Here is a 19,685-nt window from a genome sequence, read left to right on the forward strand (position 1 = left end):
CGGTTCGTCGCCCGCGAGGTCTACCGGCATCTACCCCACCCTCACATCACCGCTGACCAGTTCAAGCAAGCCGCTTGACGATCTATAGGAGCTTCACCCACTCAGGCAATAGGAACGGTGCACGACGTGGGTCTGCTCCGCGTACAGATCGGGCAGTTCGTTCCAACGGCCCTCCGCGACGCCGTTCACGAGCGCGAGGAAAACCTCTTGCGGGCTGGGGGCTTGGGTCATGGCACTCTCCTGTGGTCCACGCCGACGTGCGGTGGTCCCGAAGTGTCGGCAGACGGGCGGCGGGCGGCCGCAACGCTCCGACGCGCGGACCAACCGCGAGCGGATCCTGAGCGTTGCCGAAGAGGTCTTCGGGCAGGGTGGCCGGTCCGCGTCCACCGAGGAGGTGGCCCGCCTGGCGGGCGTCGGCATCGCCACTGTCTTTCGGCACTTCCCCACCAAGGCGGCACTCTTGGAGGCCGTTCTCGTGCAGCGGTTCGATCGCCTGCGGGAGCAGGCGGAGGTTGCTTCACGCCACGGACCCGGGGGCGGCGTTCTTCGGCTTCTTCCGCCATCTCGTCACCGACGCGTCCGGCAAGATCGCCATCGGTGAGGCCCTGCGCGAGGCCGGTGGTGACGGCGGCGGCGACGCCGCCCGGGCATCGGACGGCATGCGCCGAGCCGTCGGCGCTCTGCTGCGGCAGGCCCAACGCGCCGGCGCCGTCCGGGACGATGTCGAACTGCCGGAGGTATACGCCCTACTCGTGGCCACGTCACGGGCCTCCGCGCACACCCGCCTCGCGGAGGAGGTACGGGACCGGATGCTCGCCATCGTCTTCGACGGCCTCGCGCCCGGTGGGGCGGGTCAGGACAGCCACTGGTCGTAGCCCAGCTTGACCACCAGCGAGACGACGACCAGCACCAGCACCCCGCGCACGAAGCCGCTCCCCCGCTTCAGGGCCATGCGCGCACCCACCATGCCGCCCGCCAGGTTGAAACAGGCCAGGAGGGCGGCCAGGCCCCACAGCACCGTGCCCTGGGAGCCGAAGGTCACCAGCGCGCCCAGGTTCGTGCAGACGTTGACGACCTTCGCGGTGGCCGAGGAGGTGACCAGGTCCATGCCGAGCGTCGCGGCCAGTGCGATGACCAGGAAGGTGCCGGTGCCCGGGCCGATCAGGCCGTCGTAGAAGCCGATGCCGAGGCCCACGCCCAGCACCGCGGCGAGGACGCGGTGGCGGGAGAGTGGGCCGGTCAGGGCGGGGGCGGTGCCGAAGGCGGGGCGGAGCAGGACGAACGCGAGGACCGCCAGCAGGACGACCATGATGAGGGGGCGCAGGACGGCGCCGTCGATGCCGGAGGCGAGGGAGGCACCGGCGAGGGAGCCGATCGCGGCCGCGATGCCGATGCGTACGGCGATCCGGACGTCCACCGGGGTCTTGCGGGTGTACGTGACGGCGGCGCCCGTCGTACCCCAGATGGCGATCGCCTTGTTGGTGCCGAGGACGAACGCGGGCGGGAAGCCCGGCAGCCCGACCAGCAGGGCGGGGAGCAGCAGCAGTCCCCCGCCTCCCACCACGGCGTCGATCCAGCCGGCCGCCCCGGCGGCCAGACAGAGCAGGAGCAACGTCATCAGGGGTATGTCAGGCATGGTCAGGAGCTTATGGGCCGGGTGTGCCGGGCTCGGTGGGAGGTCCGGCTGAGATGGTCCGGGTGGGGCCGCGTTTACCGCATGTTTGACCCGCTGTGAAGGCGTGATCCGTCACGGGTGAGAGTTTGGCAACTACCAGACGCAACTGATCAGTTGATGAGTAGTATCTGCCCGGTTCGTGGCCGTGTCCCGGATGGAGGTGTCAAAGGTGCTGTCGGGGACGGTGGCCGTCATCGTGGCCTTGTCCATCATGGTGGTGCTGGTGTTGCTCCTGGCGCTGCTGTGGGTCTCCAGACTGCGCAGAGCCCTCGCCAGGGCGCGGGCGGCGACGGAGCGGGAACGGGCCATCGCCGATCAGGAACGCGCGACCGCCGAGCGGGAGCGGGCGCGCGCCGCCGAGCGCGCCGAGGAGATCACCCGGCTGGCTGCCGTACGGGCGGAGCTGGACGAGGCGGCCCGCCGGGAGCGGATGCTGCGCGACTCCGTACAGGCGGCGTTCGAGTCCGTGGCCCGGAACATGCACGCCATGTCGACCGTCCAGCAGCAGGTGCTCGACGGCCTGGAGCAGCATGTGGCCGACGCGCGGCTGATGGCCGAGGTGATGAAGGCCGACCACGCCGCCGCCCAGATGACCCGCAAGGCGCAGACACTGCTGGTGATGTGCGGGATCTGGCCCGCGCGGCGGGAGACCCGGCCGGTGACGCTCTTCGACTGCGTGCGCGGCGCCCAGTCGCGGATCGTGGAGTTCGGGCGGGTGGACGTGCACGGCGGGCAGACGCTGTACGCGGTGGCGCCGGCCGTCGAAGGGCTGATGCACGCGGTCGCCGAGCTGCTGGAGAACGCGACGGTGTTCTCCCCGTCCCGCACCCAGGTGGCCGTCTCCGTCCGGGAGGTGGCGGCGGGCGCGGTCATCGAGATCGACGACGCGGGGCTCGGGATGCCGCCGGACGTCCTCGAACAGGCCACCGGACAGCTGCGCGAGGGGCTGGATCTGGCCCAGTTGGGAGCGGTCCCACGGCTGGGGCTCGCCTGTGTGGGGCGCTGGTCGCGGGAGCTGGGCTTCGGCGTCGAGCTGTCGACCGCCTCGGCGTACGGCGGGACCCGGGTCGTGGTCTTCGTACCGCACCGCCTGCTGACCGAACCGCTGGACAGCGCCCCGGAGGAGGACGCCGAGCCCGTGGTCATCGAACCGGCGCCGGTGACCCCGGCCCCGGCCGGGAACACCCCCGCCCCGGCGGTCGGCGGCCTTCCGCAGCGCCGCAACCGGCGCCGTACGACCCCGCGTACGGCCGCGCCACGTACGTCCACCCCGGGACCCGACGCACCCCGCGACGACCCCGGTGACACCGCAGCGGACGCCGACCCGTGGACCCCCGAAGCCGCCCGAGCCTCCATCGCGAGCGTGGTGTCCGGCATCCGCCGCGGCCGGGCCGAGGCCGAGGCGGCGGAGGCTGCGGAGGACGGGGACGGGGACCCTGACCGGGTGCGCGTTCCTCATCACGACCGGGACCGGGACCGAGAAGATCACGAGGACCGAGAAGGAGGCCGGTAGTGGCCGGAACCATATCCAGGCTGCCCGACGTTGGATGGATGCTGCGTCCTTTGACCCAGATTCCGGGGGTACGGCATGCCGTCGTCGTCTCGGAGGACGGTCTGCGCATGGGGCACGGCTCCGCCGAGGGACTGACGGGAGAGGTCCCCGAACTGGGCCTCGCCGAGGCCGAGTCGCTGGCCGCGGCCTGCGCGGCGCTGACGGTGACCGGCCAGTCCACGGTGTCGCTGCTGTTCGGCGAGGAGGCGGGGGTGAGACAGCTGATGATCGAGTCGGACGGCGGTTTCGTGCTGTTCACCTCGGCCGGTCAGGGCGCCTCGCTGGGGGTGGCCACCGGCACGGAGGCGGATGTCGGCCTGGTGGCCCAGCAGATGCAAGTGCTGGTGGCGAGAATCGGCGCCCATCTGAGCAGCAGGCCGCGGGAGCAGACCAGCGCGCCATGATCGAGCCCGGGGAGGAACGGACCACGGCCGCGGTGCGCCCATACGTGATCACACGGGGGCGCGCGGGTTCCTCACGGGATGCCCTGTCGCTGGAGACGCTGGTGAGGGCCTCCGGAAGCGCTCTGCCCCCGCCCCTCCAGCCCGAGTACCGGCGGATCGTCCGCCGCTGTCAGGGGCTGCTGTCGGTGGCGGAGGTCGCCGCTCACCTCGGCCAGCCACCGGCCGTGGTGCAGGTGCTGCTCGCCGATCTCATCGACTGGGGGCACATCGTGGCGCGCCCGCCCATCCGGGTGGCCGAGCGCGCCGATATGGACTTGCTGAGGAAGGTGCTCGATGGGCTTGAAAGCAAGCTCTGAGATCTCGATGCCCGACACAGGCCGCACAAACGGCGTGGACGGCGCGAACGGCGTGGACGACGACATGGATGACACCCACGGCATGAACGGCACGGACACCACGGACGACCTGGACGACGCGACGGTCATGTACGTGCAGCCCAGCGTGTCCGGCGCGGCGAAGATCCTGGTCGTCGGGCCGATGGGGGTCGGCAAGACCACGCTGATCGGCACGGTCTCGGAGATCAAGCCGCTGTCCACCGAGGCGACCATGAGCCGGGCGGGCGCCCGGCTGGACACGCCGGTGCGTCCGTCGAAGACCACCACCACCGTGGCGCTGGACTTCGGGCGGATCACGCTGGGCGGCGAGTTGGTCCTGTACCTCTTCGGCACCCCCGGCCAGCAGCGTTTCCTCCCCGCGTGGAAGGACCTGGCGCGCGGCGCCCTGGGCGCGCTCGCGCTGGTCGACACCCGCGACCTGGAGGCGTCCTTCGACGCCATCGGCCACCTCGAGGACCTGGACGTTCCGTTCTCGGTGGCCGTCAACTCCTTCCCGGACAGCGTGCTGCACAGCGAGGAGGATCTGCGTTCGGCGCTCGATCTGCTCCCGCACACCCCGCTGGTCATCTGTGACGCCCGCGAGCACCACTCGTCCGTCAAGGCGCTGATCTCGCTGGTGAGCCATCTCATCGAGACCGCAACGGAGGCGACATGACGGCGGGGGGTGCCGCGACGAAGCGGCGGGTGCCGCTGCACGGGGCGGCGCTGGACGGGCCGCTGACCGAGAGTTACGAGCGGATGCGCCGCGACCACGGCAATGTGGTGCCGGTCGAGATCGCGCCCGGGATCGAGGCGTGGCTGGTCATCGGCCACCGTGAGCTGCTCCATCTCACCCGCGACGAGCAGTACTTCTCGCACGATCCGCGCCGCTGGACGCCGCTGCGCGACGGCCGGGTGCCGGCCGATTCGCCGCTGATGCCGCTGGTGGGCTGGCGGCCCGCGCTGCTGTTCGCGGACGGCACGCAGCACCGCCGGATGCGTTCGGCGGTGGCCGACGCGCTGAGCCGGGTGAACGGGCACGAGCTGATCCGTACGGTGCGGGCCACCGCGGAGCGGCTGGTCGCCGGGTTCGCCGATCACCACCGGGCCGATCTGGTGGCGCAGTACGCGCGCGTCCTGCCGCTCCAGGTGGTCACCGAGCTACTGGGTCTTGACGAGGAGCGCGGGCTGCAACTGGTCGAGACGCTCACCACGATCGTCGCCCCGACCGTGGCCGCCACCGGCGCCAACAAGCGGATGGGCCGCATCCTGCTGGAACTGATCGCCTGGAAGAAGCAGCGGCCGGGCGCGGACCTCACCTCCTGGCTGCTGGAGCACCCGGTCGGGCTGAGCGACGAGGAAGTGCTGCACAACCTGGTGGTCATCATCGTCGCGGGCAACAACACCACCGTGAACTGGATCGCCTCCACCACGCAGATCCTGCTCACCGATCCCGCGTTCCGCTCCTCCCTGGCCCGCGGCCATCTCACCGTGGACGACGCGCTCGATCTGGTCCTGTGGCGCCAGCCGCCGACCCAGAACTTCCCCGGCCGCTACGCCACCCGCGATCTGCGCCTGGCCGGCCAGGACATTCGTACGGGGGACATGCTGATCCTCGGTCTTGCCGGGGCGAACGCCGATCCGGAGGTGCTGCCGGAGGACGGCCGGCCGGTGGTCGGCAACCGCTCGCACCTCGCGTTCGGCGCGGGCCCGCACACCTGCCCGGCGCAGGATCCGGCCCGGCTGATCACTCGTACCGCCGTGGACACGCTCCGCCACCGGCTGCCCGATCTGGAGATCGCGGTGCCGGAGGAGCAGCTTCCGTGGATCACCTCGCCCTGGTCCAAGGGGCTGGCCGGGCTGCCCGTGCGGTTCTCCGCGCCGCAGCTCGCCGCCGACGCCCCGGCTTCGCCGCCATCCCACCGGCCCGACTCGCCTCCAGGAGACCGCAGATGACCGACGGCCGCTGCCCCGTACCGCACGACGCACATCGGCTGGAACCCGACGACCAGCACGCGGTCAACGCCCGGTTACGCGCACGCGGGGCCGCGGTCCCGGTCCTGCTGCCCGGTGACGTAGCGGCGTACGCCGTCACCCGGCACGAGGAGCTGAAGGGCTTCCTCACCCACCCCGACGTGGCCAAGAACGCCTGCCACTTCGCCGCCCTGCACAGCGGCGGGATCCCGGCCGGCTGGCCGATGCTGACCTTCGCCACCGTGCGGGGCATGACCACCGCCGACGGCGACGACCACAAGCGGCTGCGGTCGCTGGTGACCCGCGCGTTCACCCCGCGCCGGATGGAGGCGCTGCGCCCGGTCGTCCACGAGCTGACCGGCTCGCTGCTGGACCGGCTGGCCGAGGCCGCCGCCGCGGACACCGGCGGGGTGGCCGACCTGCGCCGCCACTTCGCGCTGCCGCTGCCGATGAGCGTGATCTCCCGGCTCCTGGGCGTCGACGAGGCGTACCAGGACCGGCTGCACGAGCTGTCCAACGAGATCGTCTCCACCGCCACCGCCCCCGAGCGGGTCCCGGAGGCCAACCGCGAGATGGTGGCGATTCTCGGCCAGGTGGCCGCGGCCCGGATGAAGGATCCCGGGGACGACCTGACCAGTGCGCTGATCGCGACGCGAGCGGAGGACGGGGACCGGCTCAGCGAGGAGGAGCTGATCGGCACCCTGATGCTGACGATCATCGCCGGGCACGAGACCACGCTCAACCTGATCACCAACGCCGTGCGGGCCCTGTGCAACCACCGCGACCAGCTGGAGCTGGTCCGCTCCGGGGCCGCGACCTGGGACGATGTGGTCGAGGAGACGCTGCGGTACGACAGCCCGGTGAGCTACTTCCCGTTCCGCTACCCCACCAGGGACCTCCCCGTCGGCGACGCGGTGATCCCCCGGGGCGCGCCCGTGCTCGTCTCGTACACGTCCGCCGGGCGCGACGAGCGGGCGTACGGACCGGACGCGGACCGCTTCGTCGTGACCCGGGCGGCGCGCCATCTGTCCTTCGGCCACGGCGCGCACTTCTGCCTGGGCGCCCCGCTGGCCCGGATGGAGGCCGTGATCGCGCTGGAAGCGCTCTTCACCCGCTTCCCCGGCCTGGACCTGGCCGTCCCGGACGATCAGCTGGTGCCGCACCGCAGCTTCGTCGGCAACAGCCCGCAGAAGCTGCCCATCACGCTCGGGTAGGGGGCTCACAGCGACAGTTACGGCGCGCTGAGGGCAGCGTTGCGTCCGGGAAACGACGGTGATGCGGTCGGGAAACAGCGCTCCCGCACGCTTCCTGGCATGACGAAGAGCGCACCGAAGACCGAGACCGCCCCCACGATCGTGCTCGTCGGGCACGGCATGGTCGGCCAGCGCTTCCTGGAGGCCCTGGCCGACCGGGGTGTGACCACCCGCGCCCGGGTCGTGGTGCTGTGCGAGGAGCCCCGGCCCGCATACGACCGCGTGCAGCTGACGTCGTACTTCTCCGGCCGGACCCCGGACGATCTGTGCATGGTCGAGGACGGCTTCATGGAGCGGCACGGCATCGAGCTGCACCTGGGCGACCCGGCCGAGACCATCGACCGGGAGGCGCGCACGGTCACCGCGCGCTCCGGGCTCACCGTCACGTACGACACGCTCGTGCTGGCCACCGGCTCGTACCCGTTCGTGCCGCCGGTGCCCGGCAAGGACAGCGAGGGCTGCTTCGTCTACCGCACGGTCGAGGACCTGCTCGCGATCGAGGAGTACGCCAAGGACCGGGCGACCGGCACCGTGGTCGGCGGCGGGCTGCTCGGCTTGGAGGCGGCGGGCGCGCTGAAGGGGCTCGGGCTGACCACGCACATCGTGGAGTTCAACGCGCGGCTGATGGCGCTCCAGGTGGACGACGGCGGCGGCGCCGCGCTGCGCCGCACCGTCGAGGACATGGGGCTGATCGTGCACACGGGCGTCGGCGGCAAGGAGATCACCGCCGATTCCAATGGCGCGGTGACCGCCATGGCGCTCTCGGACGGCTCGTCCATCGACACCGACCTGGTGATCTTCTCCGCCGGGGTGCGCCCCCGCGATCAGCTCGCCCGGGACTGCGGCCTGGACGTCGGCGAGCGCGGCGGCATCGCGGTCGACGAGCGGTGCCGCACCAGCGATCCGGCGGTGTACGCGATCGGCGAATGCGCGCTGACCGCCGACGGGCGGGTGTACGGGCTGGTCGCGCCCGGGTACGAGATGGCGCAGACCGTCGCCGCCGAGCTGGCCGCGGACAGCGGCGAGGGCTTCACCGGCGCCGACACCTCCACCAAGCTCAAGCTGCTCGGCGTGGACGTGGCGTCCTTCGGCGACGCCCACGGCACCGCCGACGGCTGTCTCGACGTCGTCTACTCCGACTCCCGCGCGGGCGTCTACAAGAAGCTGGTGATCGGCGCGGGCGGCGAACTGCTCGGCGGCGTGCTGGTCGGCGACGCCGACTCGTACGGCATGCTGCGGCCGCTGACCGGATCCGTGCCGCCCGTCGCGCCCGAGCAGCTGGTGCTGCCCGCGGGCCTTGGCGCGCCCGCCGCGCTCGGGCCGTCGGCGCTGCCCGACGAGGCGGTCATCTGCAGCTGCCATAACGTCACCAAGGGCTCGATCCGTTCGGCGGTCACCGAGCACGAGTGCGCCACCGTGCCCGAGGTGAAGAAGTGCACCAAGGCGGGCACCGGCTGCGGCAGCTGCGTCAAGACGCTCACCACGCTCGTGAACGACGAGCTGGAGGCGAGCGGGATCAGCGTCGACAAGGGGCTGTGCGGCTGCTTCGCGTACACCCGCGCCGAGCTGTACGAGATCGTCCGCACCCTGCGCATCACCACCTACGCGCAGCTGCTGGAGGGCCACGGCCGCGAGGAGGCGCGCAGCGGCGACGGCTGCGAGGTGTGCAAGCCGGCCGTCGGCTCGATCATCGCCTCGCTCGCCCCGACGCTGGGCGCCAGCGGCTACGTCCTGGACGGCGAACAGGCCGCCCTCCAGGACACCAACGACCACTTCCTGGCCAACCTCCAGCGCAACGGGTCGTATTCGATCGTGCCCCGCATCCCCGGCGGTGAGATCACCCCCGAGAAGCTGATCGTGATCGGCGAGATCGCCCGGGACTTCGGCCTCTACACGAAGATCACCGGCGGCCAGCGGATCGACCTGTTCGGCGCCCGGGTGGACCAGCTCCCGGTGATCTGGGCCAAGCTGGTGGACGCCGGGTTCGAGTCCGGGCACGCGTACGGCAAGGCGCTGCGCACCGTGAAGTCCTGCGTGGGCCAGACCTGGTGCCGCTACGGCGTCCAGGACTCGGTGCGCATGGCCATCGACCTGGAGCTGCGCTACCGGGGCCTGCGCTCCCCGCACAAGCTGAAGTCGGCCGTCTCCGGCTGCGCCCGCGAATGCGCCGAGGCGCGCGGCAAGGACTTCGGCATCATCGCCACGGCAGCCGGCTGGAACCTGTACGTCGGCGGCAACGGCGGCGCCGAGCCGCGCCACGCCGATCTGCTCGCCCAGGACCTGAACGACGAGGAGCTGATCCGGCTCATCGACCGCTTCCTGATGTTCTACATCCGCACCGCGGACCGGCTGGAGCGCACCTCGGCCTGGCTGGAGCGGATCGAGGGCGGTCTGGACCACGTACGGGACGTCGTGGTCCACGACTCGCTGGGGCTGTGCGCCGAGCTGGAGGCGCTGATGGCCGACCACGTGGCGGGCTACCGCGACGAATGGGCCGAGACCATCAACGACCCGGAGCGGCTGGGGCGGTTCGTCTCCTTCGTCAACGCGCCCGAGGCGCCCGACCCGACGGTCGCCTTCGTCCCCGAGCGCGACCAGGTCAAGCCGGACCTGACGCTGCTGTCCGGCCCCACCATCCCCGTCCGTACCGAACGCACTCTCGAAGGGACCTCGAGCCGATGACCATGGCGCCCGAGCGGATCGGCCTCCGCGTGGAACTCCTCCTCGACCAGCGGTGGTTCGCGGTCTGCGACCTCACCGACCTCATCCCCGGCCGCGGAGTGGCCGCCCTGCTGCCGGACGGCACACAGGTGGCGGTCTTCCTGGACCGGGCGGGCCGCCCGTACGCGATCGACAACCGCGACCCGTTCACCGGCGCGTACGTCCTCTCCCGCGGGCTGCTGGGCTCGGCGGACGGCCGGCCGTTCGTGGCCTCGCCGCTGCTCAAGCAGCGTTTCGACCTGGAGACGGGGCGGTGCCTGGACGATGAGACGGTCACCGTCCAGGCGTACGCCACGCGTACGGAGCTGCCCGCCGAGCTGCTCAGCCCGTCGCGCACGTAGTTCCGTTGAGGGTGAACGCGGTGGGCGCGGCGTTGGCGCCCGACCAGGTGCCGTTGAAGCCGAACGACACCGAGCCGCCGGCCCCGATCGTGGCGTTGTACGGGGCGTTCGAGGCCGTCACCTGGGCGCCGGACTGGGTGACGGTGGCGTTCCAGGCGGAGGTCACCCGCTGACCGGAGGGATAGGTCCAGGCCACCTGCCAGCCGTTGACCGGGCTCGATCCGGTGTTCCTGACGGTGACGTTCGCGGTGAAGCCGGTGTTCCACTGGCTGGTGACGGCGTAGCCGACCGTGCAGCCGGTGGCGGGCCCGGGACCCGGATCGCCGCCGTCGCCGGTCCAGCCGAGGGATTCGGCGATGCCGTAGTAGGCGGGTTTCGGACGGTAGCCCTCGTCGTACGGAGTGGCGGCGCCCTGGCCCTCGAAGACGTCCGGGATCCAGGAGTCGGAGTCGGTGAAGCCCCAGACGGTGACGCCCTGGCAGCGGGAGACGGCCACGCAGGCGTCGATGACCGCCCGGTAGTCGGCCTTCTGCTGGGCCAGCTTGGCGTCGGTGGCCGGGAGCGTCATCCGGATGTCGAGTTCGGTGACGGCCACATCGACGCCGAGGTCGGCGAAGCGCTGGAGGTTGGCCCGCATCGTGGACGGCACCTGGCCGAGGATGAGATGGCCCTGGAAGCCGACGCCGTCGATCGGCACTCCCTGTGCCTTCAGCGACTTGACCAGGTTGTACATCCCGTCGCTCTTCGCGCCGGTCCCGTCGGTGTTGTAGTCGTTGAGGTACAGCTTGGCGTCCGGGTCGGCGGCGCGGGCGGCGCGCAGCGCGTCCGCGATGTACGACTGGCCGAGCTTGGTGTACCAGAGGGACTGGCGGAAGGTGCCGTCCTCGTTGAACGGCTCGTTGACCACGTCCCAGTGCGTGATCTTTCCCTTGTAGCGGCCGACCTCGGTGGTGATGTGGTCGGTCATGAGGGTGCGCAGCTGGTCGGCGGTCCAGGAGCCGCCCGTCAGCCAGCCCGGCAGCTGGCTGTGCCAGACCAGGGTGTGGCCGCGTACCCGCATGTCGTGCGCCTCGGCGAAGTCGACGACCGCGTCCGCGCCGGACCAGTTGTAGCTCCCGCGACTCGGCTCGACGGACTCCCACTTCATCTCGTTGCCGGGCGTGATGGAGTTGAACTGGGAGCCCGCGATGTCGCCGTAGGTGCCGTTCAGTTTGGACGCGGTGACGGCGGTGCCCACGTACTTCCCCTTGGCCTGAGCGAGGTCGCGCAGGACGGGGCCGACGGCGTCCGCCGCGCCGGACGGGGCGGCGAGGCCGATCAGGAGGGCGCCGGCGGCGGCCAGGCCCAGGGCGGCCCTGCGCATGCCGCGCGGCTTCCCGCTGTGGTGGAGTCTCATGGCCCTGTCCCTTCCTAGGATCCGGCGAGTCCGTCGCGGAAGGCGTTGTAGGCGGGCTTGGGCTGGTAGTTGGTGTCGTACAGGTTGGCCGCCCCCTGGCCGGGGAAGGTGCCCGGCACCCAGGAGTCCCGGTCGCCGAAGCCCCACACCGTGATGCCGACGCAGCGGGCGACCGCCAGACAGTTCCGGGCCACCGTCCTGTAGTCGTTCGCCTGCTGCTGGAGCTTGGTGGCGTCCGCGGGGGTGGTCATCCGGATGTCCAGCTCACTGAGCACGACGTCCACGCCGAGGTCGGCGAAGCGCTGGAGGTTGGCCTTCATCGTCGACGGGACCTGGCCCACGATGAGATGGCTCTGGAAGCCGACGCCGTCGATGGGCACGCCCTGCGACTTCAGCGACTTGACCAGGTTGTAGAGGCCGTCGCTCTTGGCGTTCGTGCCCTCGGTGTTGTAGTCGTTGATGAACAGCTTGGCGCTCGGGTCGGCGGCGCGGGCGGCCCGGAAGGCGTCGGCGATGTACGACTGGCCGAGCTGGTTGTAGAACTTGGACCCGCGGAGGGTGCCGTTCTCGTTGAACGCCTCGTTGACCACGTCCCAGCGCTGGACCTTGCCCTTGTAGCGGGCGACCTGGGTGGTGACGTGGTTGGTCATGAGGGTGCGCAGCTCGGTGTTGGAGAACGAGCCGTTCTCCAGCCAGCCTGGCATCTGGCTGTGCCAGACCAGGGTGTGGCCGTACACCTTCTGGCTGTTGGCCTGCGCGAACGAGACGAGGCGGTCGGCGGGGGCCCAGTTGAACTGGCCGCGGTTCGGCTCGACCGAGCCCCACTTCATGGCGTTCTCGGCGGTGACGCTGGAGAACTCGCTCTTGGCGATGTTCGCGTAGGTGCCGTCGCCGAGCCGGCCGTCGTTGACGGCGGTGCCGACGAAGCGACCGGTGCGGTTCGCCACTTCGCGCAGCGTGGGGTTGGCGGCGTGGGCCGCCTGGGTCGGGGCCGCGAGGCCGAAGGCGAGCGTCGCGGAAGCCAACGCTGCGGCGCCGCAGGCTCTGCGTAAGCTCAGGAGCTGGCGCTGGAGCTTCATGGGAGTGTCCCTCTCTCTTCTCTTCACGTCTGATCCGGTTTTCCGGAAGACTTCTGCAAGGTTCCGAGGGTGCGACCGGAAAGTTAGAGGCGGGCGTGACGCCCGTCAACGGAGGAGGCGGAAATGGCTACGGAGAGCGCGGGCCCCGACGGCGGCACCAAGCCGAAGGTGACGATCACCGCCATCGCCCAGGAGGCGGGGGTGTCCGTGCCCACGGTCTCGCGGGTCGTCAACGGACGGTCGGACGTCTCCCCCGAGACCCGGGCCCGGGTCGAGGACCTGCTACGCCTCCACGGCTACCGCCGCCGCCAGACCGCCCCCGGCGACCGCGCCGCCCTCGTGGACCTGGTCTTCAACGACCTCGACAGCCCCTGGGCCGTGGAGATCATCCGCGGTGTGGAGGAGGTCGCGCACCGGGACGGGGTCGGTACGGTCGTCTCCGCCATCCACGGGCGGGCGGGCTCGGCCCGGCAGTGGATGAAGAACCTGCGCGCCCGCGCCTCGGACGGGGTGATCCTGGTGACGTCCGTCCTGGAGCCGGTGGTCCACGCCGAGTTGCGGCGGCTGAACGTCCCCATCGTGGTCGTCGACCCGGCGGGCTCCCCCGCCCTCGACGCCCCGACCATCGGCGCGACCAACTGGGCGGGCGGCATGGCCGCCACCGAACACCTGCTGGGCCTCGGTCACCGCAGGATCGGCCTCATCGCGGGCCCGCCCCGGCTGCTGTGCAGCCGGGCGCGGCTGGACGGACACCGGGCGGCCCTGGAGGCGGCGGGTGTTCCGTTCGATCAAGCTCTCGTCGCACAGGGGGACTTCTACCACGAGTCCGGTTTCCACGGCTGCGACCAGCTCATGGCCGCCCCCACCCCGCCGACCGCCGTCTTCGCCTCCAGCGACCAGATGGCGCTGGGCGCCATCGAGGCCCTGCGGAGGCGGGGGCTGCGGGTGCCGGAGGATGTGAGCGTGGTCGGCTTCGACGACCTCCCCGAGGTCCGCTGGTCGGCCCCGCCCCTGACGACGGTGCGTCAGCCGCTGGCCGACATGGGCAAACTGGCGGCCCGCACTGTGCTGCGGCAGGCCCGCGGCGAGGAGATCGACTCGCCCCGCGTGGAGCTGGCGACCCAGCTGATGATCCGAGCCAGCACCGCGCCCCCGGCCGCAGGCTGATTCCCCACCCCGCCCCTTCCCGCAGCACCGGATATGCGGCTCCGCCGCGGGAGTTCGGGGGCGCGGCCCCCATGGCGGGGCCCCAGTTCGGGAAGGGGCGAGGTGGGGCAAAGAGACCGGCCGTGGTCGGAGGTATTGACACCGCATCAGGCCCCCCATACGGTCCACGCAATCGCTTCCGAGAATTATCGGGCTACTTCCGGAAGGCACGTGATGCGCATACCTCGGTCAAGGTCATCCCTCCGTGCGACGGGCCTCGCGGCGGCAGCCGCGCTGGTGCTGGGGGGAACGCTCAGCGGCTGCGGAAGCAGTGGGCCCGGAGGGTCGGGCGACGGGGAGATCAGCGTCTGGGTCTACCAGGACCCCTCGACCAAGGTGCAGCGCCAGGTCGTCGACCGGTTCAACAAGACCTCGAAGATCAAGGTCAAGCTCACCCAGGTGCCGGGCGACGGCTACTCGGACAAGCTGCGCACCTCCATGGGCACGCCCAACGCCCCCGACGTGTTCTTCAACTGGGGCGGCGGCAGCATCAGCGAGTTCGTCAAGAAGGACATGCTGCTCGACCTCGGGCCCGCGATGAAGAAGGACCCGTCGCTGCGGAAGGGGTTCATCCCCTCGATCCTCGACGCGGGCGGCATCGACGGAAAGCACTACGGCATCCCGATGCGCGGAATGCAGCCGGTGATCCTCTTCTACAACAAGAACGTTTTCAAGCAGGCCGGCGCCCAGCCACCCACGTCGTGGAACGACATCATCAAGCTCATCGGCACCTTCAAGGCCAAGGGCGTCACCCCGTTCGTCGTGGCCGGTACGGACCCGTGGACCGAGCTGATGTGGGTGGAGTACCTGGTGGACCGCTACGGCGGCGCCGGGGTCTTCAAGAAGATCCAGAGCGAGGGCAAGGACGCCTGGGGCGACCCGGCGGTCCTGAAGGCGGCGCGGACCATCAAGGACCTGGTGGACCGCGGTGCGTTCGGCAAGAACTACAAGTCGGTCAACTACACCGCCGACGGCGCGTCCACGTACTTCGCCAAGGGCAAGGCCGCGATGCATCTGATGGGCAGCTGGGAGTACGCCAACCAGAAGACCAATCAGCCCGCGTTCGCCAAGTCGGGCCTCGGCTGGACCACCTTCCCGGCCGTCCCCGGCGGCACCGGCGACCCCAAGAACGTGGTCGGCAACCCGACCAACTACTGGTCGATCAGCGGAAAGCTGAAGGGCAAGAAGCAGCAGGCGGCGATCGACTTCGTGAAGTTCGCGGCCAAACGGGACTACGCGAAGGCGCTGATCGCCAACGGCGACGTCCCCACCACCTCCGACGCGTCCTCGCTGCTGAACGGGCACGAGAACCCGACGTTCGCGAAGTTCCAGTACGACATGGTGCGTGACGCCCCGGACTTCACGCTCTCCTGGGACCAGGCGCTGCCCGCCAAGTACACGCCGCCGCTGCACACCAACGTCCAGAAACTGTTCAACGGCCAGCTCAGCCCGACGGCGTTCGTCGACGCCATGAAGGGCATGTGATGGCCCACGCCACAACACCAAGACGCGTCGGGCGGCCGAGCGCCGCCTGGGCCCTCCCCGGCGCCCTGTTCTTCGTGTTCTTCGCCGTCGCCCCCATGATCCTCGTCGGCGCGCTGGCCTTCACCGACTGGGACGGCATCGGCACCCCGCAGTGGACCGGCCTCAGCAACTGGACCCGGCTGTGGGACGACCCCGACACCCACCAGGCCATCCGGCTGAGCCTCGTCCTCACCGTACTGACCTGGCTGGTCCAGACCCCGCTGGCGCTGCTGCTCGGGGTCTGGGCGGCCGGGCGGCAGCGCAACCGGGCCGTGCTGTCGGCGATCTTCTTCCTGCCGCTGCTGGGGTCGTCCGTCGCGCTCGCGCTGGTCTGGAAGTCGCTGCTGGACCCGAACTTCGGCCTGATCGCCGACATCGGCCCGGCCCTCGGGTTCGCGGACGGCGACCTGCTGGGCAGCTCCACGGGCGCGTTCGGGGCGGTCCTCTTCGTCACCGCGTGGCAGTTCATCCCGCTGCACACGCTGATCTACCAGGGCGGAGCCCGGGCCGTCCCGCGCTCGCTCTACGACGCGGCGGCGATCGACGGCGCCGGCACCGTACGCCAGTTCTTCTCGATCACCCTCCCGCAGCTGCGGAACACCATCGTCACCTCGTCGGTGATCATGGTGGTGGGCGCGCTGACCTTCTTCGACACCGTGCTGATCCTCACCAAGGGCGGCCCCGGCACCGACACCACGATCATGCCGTACCTGATGTACAAGAACGGCTTCCAGGCGTTCGACCTCGGCTACGCGAGCGCCGTCGCGACCATCCTGGTGGTCGTCGCCACCACCGTCTCCCTGCTGCTCGTACGGATCACCGGCTTCACCGCGATGCGCAGCAGCCGGGAGGGAATGTGACCGACGTGCTGAACGGCCGCCCCCGAGACGGCGTCCATACGCCGAAAAGGACCCCGGTGGCGTCACGCCCCCGCCGGCGCCGCCGGGGCCCGTCCCGCCGCAACTATCCGGCCGGGCTCGGCTCGCTCATCTGGCTGGCCATCGTCGGGCTGCCGCTGTACGTGCTGGTCGCGGCCACCTTCCAGACCCGTAACGGCTACATCGACGACGGCCCGCTGGCCCTGCCCGACCACCCCACCCTCGCCAACTACCGCCGGGTGCTGGACTCCGGCTTCCTGCACTACCTCCTCAACACCGCGCTGGTCACGGTCGTCTGCGCGGCGCTCGTGATCGTGCTGTCGGTGACCGTCGGCTACAGCATCGTCCGCACCCGCAGCCGCACCTCTCGCCGGATCTTCCAGATCTTCCTGCTCGGGCTCGCGATCCCCTCCCAAGCGGTGATCATCCCGATCTATCTGGTCATCACCAAGCTGCATCTGTACGACACCCTGCTGGCGGTCATCCTGCCGACGGCCGCGTTCTCCCTCCCCGTCAGCGTGCTCATCCTGGTCGGCACGATGCGCGACATCGACGAGGAGATGTACGAGTCGATGGCGCTGGACGGCGCGAGCCCGACCCGGGTGCTGCTCCAGCTCGTCGTACCGCTGTCCCGGTCCGGGATCTCCACGGTCGGGGTGATGTCCGCGCTGCACGCCTGGAACGGGTTCCTCTTCCCGCTGATCCTCACCCAGTCCAAGAGCAACCGGCTGCTCACACTGGGCCTGTACGACTACGTCGGCGAGTTCCGGGTGGACACCCCGGCGCTGCTCACGGCGGTCGTGCTGTCCATCGTCCCGATCTTCCTCGTGTATCTCTTCGCGCGGCGCCAGCTGATCAACGGTCTGATGGGCATGGGCGGCAAGTAAGCCGCCCATGCCCGTGCACCGCCCACCACAAGGAGCTTCATGCCTCACTCCTGGCAGGACACCTCTCTCCCCGCCGAGGCCCGCGCGGACGAACTGCTCGCCCTCATGACGCTGGAGGAGAAGCTCGCCCAGCTGTACAGCGTGTGGCCGGGCTCGGAGACCGAGGAGGGCGAGGACGTCGCCCCGCTCCAGCACGAGGTGGCGGAGGCCGTGGACCTCGACGGTCTCCTCCCCCACGGCCTCGGCCAGCTGACCCGCCCCTTCGGTACCGCCCCCGTCGACCCCGCCGAGGGCGCCGCCACGCTCGCCCGCACCCAGGCCCGCATCACCGCGGCGAACCGCTTCGGGATCCCGGCGCTCGTCCACGAGGAGTGTCTGACCGGCTTCACCGCCTGGCGCGCCACCGTCTTCCCCACCCCGCTCGCCTGGGGCGCCTCCTTCGACCCGCCGCTGGTGGAGCGCGCCGCCGGGCAGATCGGCGGCTCGATGCGGTCGGTCGGCATCCACCAGGGGCTCTCGCCCGTGCTGGACGTGGTGCGGGACGCGCGCTGGGGGCGTACGGAGGAGTCGATCGGCGAGGACCCGTACCTGGTCGCGACCGTCGGCACCGCGTACGTCCGGGGCCTCGAATCCGCCGGGATCGTCGCCACGCTCAAGCACTTCGCGGGCTACTCGGCCTCGCGGGGCGCCCGTAACCACGCGCCGGCCTCGATCGGCCCGCGCGAGCTGGCGGAGGTGATCCTGCCGCCGTTCGAGATGGCGCTGCGGGACGGCGGCGCCCGCTCGGTGATGCACTCCTACAACGACGTCGACGGCGTCCCCTCCGCCGCCAATCCCTGGCTGCTGACCGAACTGCTGCGGGAGCGCTGGGGCTTCACCGGCACCGTCGTCGCCGACTACTTCGGCGTCTCCTTCCTGGAGCTGGCCCACCGTGTCGCCGACTCCCCCGGGCGCGCCGCCGCCCTCGCCCTCGCGGCGGGCGTGGACGTCGAACTCCCGGCCGTGCGCTGCTACGGCACCCCGCTGCGGGACGCCGTACGGGCCGGGGAGGTGCCGGAGCGGCTGGTCGACCGGGCCGTTCGCCGGGTGCTCACCCAGAAGTGTGAACTGGGGCTGCTGGACCCGGACTGGTCGCCGGAGCCGACGGCGCTCACGACGCCACCGGTCGACCTCGATCCGCCCGCGATGCGGGCCGTCGCGCGGCAGCTGGCCGAGGAGTCCGTGGTGCTGCTCGCCAACGACGGGGACGTGCTGCCGCTGGCGCCCGCCGCCCGCATCGCCGTCGTCGGACCGCTCGCCGACGACCCCGCCGCCATGCTCGGCTGCTACACCTTCCCCCGCCACGTCGGCATCGAACACCCCGATATGCCCATGGGTGTCGAGGTGCCGACGCTGCTCGCCGCGCTGCGCGCCGAGCTGCCCGACGCCCGGATCAGCCACGCCGAGGGATGCGCCGCGCCCGGCCCGGCGCCCGCCGCCCCGGCCGGGTCCGGTTCGGCGGGGGCGGCGGCGCTCACCGCCGAGAGCCGGCTGGCGCAGGCCGCCCGGATGGCGGCCGACGCCGAGGTGTGCGTGGCCGTGCTCGGCGACCGCTCCGGGCTCTTCGGCCGCGGCACCTCGGGCGAGGGATGCGACGCCGCCGACCTCGAACTCCCCGGCGAACAGGGCGCGTTGCTCGACACCCTGCTGGCCACCGGTACGCCCGTGGTGCTGGTGCTGCTCACCGGCCGCCCGTACGCCCTCGGCCGCTGGTCGGGGCTGCTGGCCGGCGCCGTGCAGGCGTTCTTCCCCGGCGAGGAGGGCGGCCCGGCGGTGGCCGGGGTGCTGGGCGGGCGGGTCAGCCCGTCCGGGCGGCTGCCGGTGAGCGTGCCGTACGCGCCCGGCGGCCAGCCCTGGACGTATCTGCAACCGCCACTCGGTCACCTCAGCGGGGCGAGCACCGTCGACCCGACCCCGCTGTTCGCCTTCGGCCACGGGCTGACGTACACCACGTTCGTCTGGGAGCACCCGGTGGCCGACGCCGCCGAAGTGGCGACGGACGGCGAGACGACGGTACGGCTGACCGTGCGCAACACCGGCGACCGGGCCGGGACCGAGGTCGTGCAGCTGTATCTGCACGACCCGGTGGCCCGCACCGCCCGCCCCGTGGCGCGGCTGGTCAGCTACACCCGGGTCCCGCTGGAACCGGGCCAGTCGGCCGAAGTGCACTTCACCTTCCACGCCGACCTCGCCGCGTACCCGGTGGACCAGGACGGCACCCGGATCGTGGAACCGGGCGCGCTGGAGCTGCGGTTGGCGTCCTCCAGCGCCGAGGCCGACGTACGCCACACCGTCCCGCTGACGCTGACCGGCCCCGAGCGCCGGGTGGACCACCGGCGGCGGCTGGTGTGCGAGGCGCGCGTGAAGTAGGGCCCCTGTGGA

The 19,685-nt window shown here is 71.3% G+C and carries 19 protein-coding genes; 15 read left to right on the top strand and 4 right to left on the bottom strand.

All coding sequences use genetic code 11. The features are described 5' to 3' along the window. Positions 1-93: 93 nt before the first annotated feature. Entirely contained in the window at positions 94-231 is a 138-nt protein-coding gene (locus ACH4SI_RS25915; RefSeq protein ID WP_398299521.1) for a hypothetical protein, read from the bottom strand. On the opposite strand from ACH4SI_RS25915, the gene ACH4SI_RS25920 reads away from it, so the two are divergent. Beyond that, complete coding sequence (locus ACH4SI_RS25920) at positions 230-601, top strand: TetR/AcrR family transcriptional regulator (RefSeq protein WP_398299523.1); 372 nt, start codon at positions 230-232, stop codon at positions 599-601. The genes ACH4SI_RS25915 and ACH4SI_RS25920 overlap by 2 nt on opposite strands. Then, the gene (locus tag ACH4SI_RS25925) at positions 513-875 is read left to right on the top strand and encodes a hypothetical protein (protein ID WP_398299525.1); all 363 of its coding nucleotides are present in this window, start codon (positions 513-515) and stop codon (positions 873-875) included. The genes ACH4SI_RS25920 and ACH4SI_RS25925 overlap by 89 nt, the downstream gene beginning before the upstream one ends. Here the strand turns inward: ACH4SI_RS25925 and ACH4SI_RS25930 are convergent. Further along, on the bottom strand, positions 854-1,636 hold the full coding sequence (locus tag ACH4SI_RS25930; RefSeq protein WP_398299527.1) for a sulfite exporter TauE/SafE family protein: 783 nt from the start codon (positions 1,634-1,636) through the stop codon (positions 854-856). The genes ACH4SI_RS25925 and ACH4SI_RS25930 overlap by 22 nt on opposite strands. A 193-nt stretch (positions 1,637-1,829) precedes the next feature. Here ACH4SI_RS25930 and ACH4SI_RS25935 point away from each other — a divergent pair, with 193 nt between their 5' ends. From ACH4SI_RS25935 to nirD, 8 genes are all read left to right on the top strand, one after another. Beyond that, the gene (locus tag ACH4SI_RS25935; protein WP_398299529.1) at positions 1,830-3,188 is read left to right on the top strand and encodes an ATP-binding protein; all 1,359 of its coding nucleotides are present in this window, start codon (positions 1,830-1,832) and stop codon (positions 3,186-3,188) included. Then, positions 3,188-3,631 carry a roadblock/LC7 domain-containing protein gene (locus ACH4SI_RS25940; RefSeq protein WP_398299531.1) on the top strand — a complete coding sequence of 148 codons (444 nt, stop codon included), beginning with the start codon at positions 3,188-3,190 and terminating at the stop codon, positions 3,629-3,631. The genes ACH4SI_RS25935 and ACH4SI_RS25940 overlap by 1 nt, the downstream gene beginning before the upstream one ends. Further along, positions 3,628-3,987, top strand: a complete 360-nt coding sequence (locus ACH4SI_RS25945) for a DUF742 domain-containing protein (RefSeq protein ID WP_398299533.1) — start codon at positions 3,628-3,630, stop codon at positions 3,985-3,987. Before ACH4SI_RS25940 ends, ACH4SI_RS25945 begins: the two co-directional genes overlap by 4 nt. Before the next feature lie 64 nt (positions 3,988-4,051). After that, positions 4,052-4,681, top strand: coding sequence for a GTP-binding protein (locus ACH4SI_RS25950; RefSeq protein WP_398300228.1), 630 nt, complete (start codon positions 4,052-4,054; stop codon positions 4,679-4,681). Further along, positions 4,678-5,961: a cytochrome P450 gene (locus ACH4SI_RS25955; protein WP_398299535.1), complete on the top strand. Its 1,284-nt coding sequence runs from the start codon at positions 4,678-4,680 to the stop codon at positions 5,959-5,961. Before ACH4SI_RS25950 ends, ACH4SI_RS25955 begins: the two co-directional genes overlap by 4 nt. After that, positions 5,958-7,193: a cytochrome P450 gene (locus ACH4SI_RS25960; protein ID WP_398299537.1), complete on the top strand. Its 1,236-nt coding sequence runs from the start codon at positions 5,958-5,960 to the stop codon at positions 7,191-7,193. The genes ACH4SI_RS25955 and ACH4SI_RS25960 overlap by 4 nt, the downstream gene beginning before the upstream one ends. Positions 7,194-7,292: 99 nt before the next feature. After that, positions 7,293-9,914, top strand: a complete 2,622-nt coding sequence (nirB, locus tag ACH4SI_RS25965; RefSeq protein WP_398299539.1) for a nitrite reductase large subunit NirB — start codon at positions 7,293-7,295, stop codon at positions 9,912-9,914. Then, a complete protein-coding gene (gene nirD / locus ACH4SI_RS25970) occupies positions 9,911-10,294 on the top strand; it encodes a nitrite reductase small subunit NirD (protein ID WP_398299542.1) in 384 nt (127 codons plus the stop codon). The genes nirB and nirD overlap by 4 nt, the downstream gene beginning before the upstream one ends. Here nirD and ACH4SI_RS25975 read toward each other — a convergent pair. Both ACH4SI_RS25975 and ACH4SI_RS25980 read right to left on the bottom strand, forming a co-directional pair. Further along, a complete protein-coding gene (locus ACH4SI_RS25975; protein ID WP_398299544.1) occupies positions 10,275-11,690 on the bottom strand; it encodes an endo-1,4-beta-xylanase in 1,416 nt (471 codons plus the stop codon). The two genes, nirD and ACH4SI_RS25975, sit on opposite strands and share 20 nt — an antisense overlap. A gap of 14 nt (positions 11,691-11,704) precedes the next feature. Then, on the bottom strand, positions 11,705-12,769 hold the full coding sequence (locus tag ACH4SI_RS25980; RefSeq protein ID WP_398299546.1) for an endo-1,4-beta-xylanase: 1,065 nt from the start codon (positions 12,767-12,769) through the stop codon (positions 11,705-11,707). Positions 12,770-12,892: 123 nt separating this feature from the next. Here ACH4SI_RS25980 and ACH4SI_RS25985 point away from each other — a divergent pair, with 123 nt between their 5' ends. The 5 genes from ACH4SI_RS25985 to ACH4SI_RS26005 all read left to right on the top strand — a co-directional run bounded on the left by ACH4SI_RS25985 (position 12,893) and on the right by ACH4SI_RS26005 (position 19,673). Continuing rightward, positions 12,893-13,936, top strand: a complete 1,044-nt coding sequence (locus tag ACH4SI_RS25985; RefSeq protein ID WP_398299548.1) for a LacI family DNA-binding transcriptional regulator — start codon at positions 12,893-12,895, stop codon at positions 13,934-13,936. Positions 13,937-14,149: 213 nt separating this feature from the next. Then, positions 14,150-15,460, top strand: a complete 1,311-nt coding sequence (locus ACH4SI_RS25990; protein ID WP_398299550.1) for an ABC transporter substrate-binding protein — start codon at positions 14,150-14,152, stop codon at positions 15,458-15,460. Then, positions 15,460-16,359, top strand: coding sequence for a carbohydrate ABC transporter permease (locus ACH4SI_RS25995; protein WP_398299552.1), 900 nt, complete (start codon positions 15,460-15,462; stop codon positions 16,357-16,359). Before ACH4SI_RS25990 ends, ACH4SI_RS25995 begins: the two co-directional genes overlap by 1 nt. Positions 16,360-16,415: 56 nt before the next feature. Next, a complete protein-coding gene (locus tag ACH4SI_RS26000) occupies positions 16,416-17,264 on the top strand; it encodes a carbohydrate ABC transporter permease (protein ID WP_398299554.1) in 849 nt (282 codons plus the stop codon). A gap of 39 nt (positions 17,265-17,303) precedes the next feature. Next, a complete protein-coding gene (locus tag ACH4SI_RS26005) occupies positions 17,304-19,673 on the top strand; it encodes a beta-glucosidase (RefSeq protein WP_398299556.1) in 2,370 nt (789 codons plus the stop codon). The last annotated feature ends 12 nt before the right edge of the window (positions 19,674-19,685 follow it).

It is taken from the genome of Streptomyces sp. NPDC021212, assembly GCF_044332925.1.
In the GTDB taxonomy this organism is placed as follows: Bacteria; Actinomycetota; Actinomycetes; order Streptomycetales; family Streptomycetaceae; genus Streptomyces.

What these genes read in the sequence shown, in the direction of transcription:
- ACH4SI_RS25920 (WP_398299523.1), top strand. Translation starts at nt 230, where the DNA reads ATGGCACTCTCCTGTGGTCCACGCCGACGTGCGGTGGTCCCGAAGTGT.
- ACH4SI_RS25915 (WP_398299521.1), bottom strand. Translation starts at nt 231, where the DNA reads ATGACCCAAGCCCCCAGCCCGCAAGAGGTTTTCCTCGCGCTCGTGAAC.
- ACH4SI_RS25930 (WP_398299527.1), bottom strand. Translation starts at nt 1,636, where the DNA reads ATGCCTGACATACCCCTGATGACGTTGCTCCTGCTCTGTCTGGCCGCC.
- ACH4SI_RS25935 (WP_398299529.1), top strand. Translation starts at nt 1,830, where the DNA reads ATGGAGGTGTCAAAGGTGCTGTCGGGGACGGTGGCCGTCATCGTGGCC.
- ACH4SI_RS25945 (WP_398299533.1), top strand. Translation starts at nt 3,628, where the DNA reads ATGATCGAGCCCGGGGAGGAACGGACCACGGCCGCGGTGCGCCCATAC.
- ACH4SI_RS25950 (WP_398300228.1), top strand. Translation starts at nt 4,052, where the DNA reads ATGGATGACACCCACGGCATGAACGGCACGGACACCACGGACGACCTG.
- ACH4SI_RS25955 (WP_398299535.1), top strand. Translation starts at nt 4,678, where the DNA reads ATGACGGCGGGGGGTGCCGCGACGAAGCGGCGGGTGCCGCTGCACGGG.
- ACH4SI_RS25960 (WP_398299537.1), top strand. Translation starts at nt 5,958, where the DNA reads ATGACCGACGGCCGCTGCCCCGTACCGCACGACGCACATCGGCTGGAA.
- nirB (WP_398299539.1), top strand. Translation starts at nt 7,293, where the DNA reads ATGACGAAGAGCGCACCGAAGACCGAGACCGCCCCCACGATCGTGCTC.
- nirD (WP_398299542.1), top strand. Translation starts at nt 9,911, where the DNA reads ATGACCATGGCGCCCGAGCGGATCGGCCTCCGCGTGGAACTCCTCCTC.
- ACH4SI_RS25975 (WP_398299544.1), bottom strand. Translation starts at nt 11,690, where the DNA reads ATGAGACTCCACCACAGCGGGAAGCCGCGCGGCATGCGCAGGGCCGCC.
- ACH4SI_RS25980 (WP_398299546.1), bottom strand. Translation starts at nt 12,769, where the DNA reads ATGAAGCTCCAGCGCCAGCTCCTGAGCTTACGCAGAGCCTGCGGCGCC.
- ACH4SI_RS25985 (WP_398299548.1), top strand. Translation starts at nt 12,893, where the DNA reads ATGGCTACGGAGAGCGCGGGCCCCGACGGCGGCACCAAGCCGAAGGTG.
- ACH4SI_RS25990 (WP_398299550.1), top strand. Translation starts at nt 14,150, where the DNA reads ATGCGCATACCTCGGTCAAGGTCATCCCTCCGTGCGACGGGCCTCGCG.
- ACH4SI_RS25995 (WP_398299552.1), top strand. Translation starts at nt 15,460, where the DNA reads ATGGCCCACGCCACAACACCAAGACGCGTCGGGCGGCCGAGCGCCGCC.
- ACH4SI_RS26005 (WP_398299556.1), top strand. Translation starts at nt 17,304, where the DNA reads ATGCCTCACTCCTGGCAGGACACCTCTCTCCCCGCCGAGGCCCGCGCG.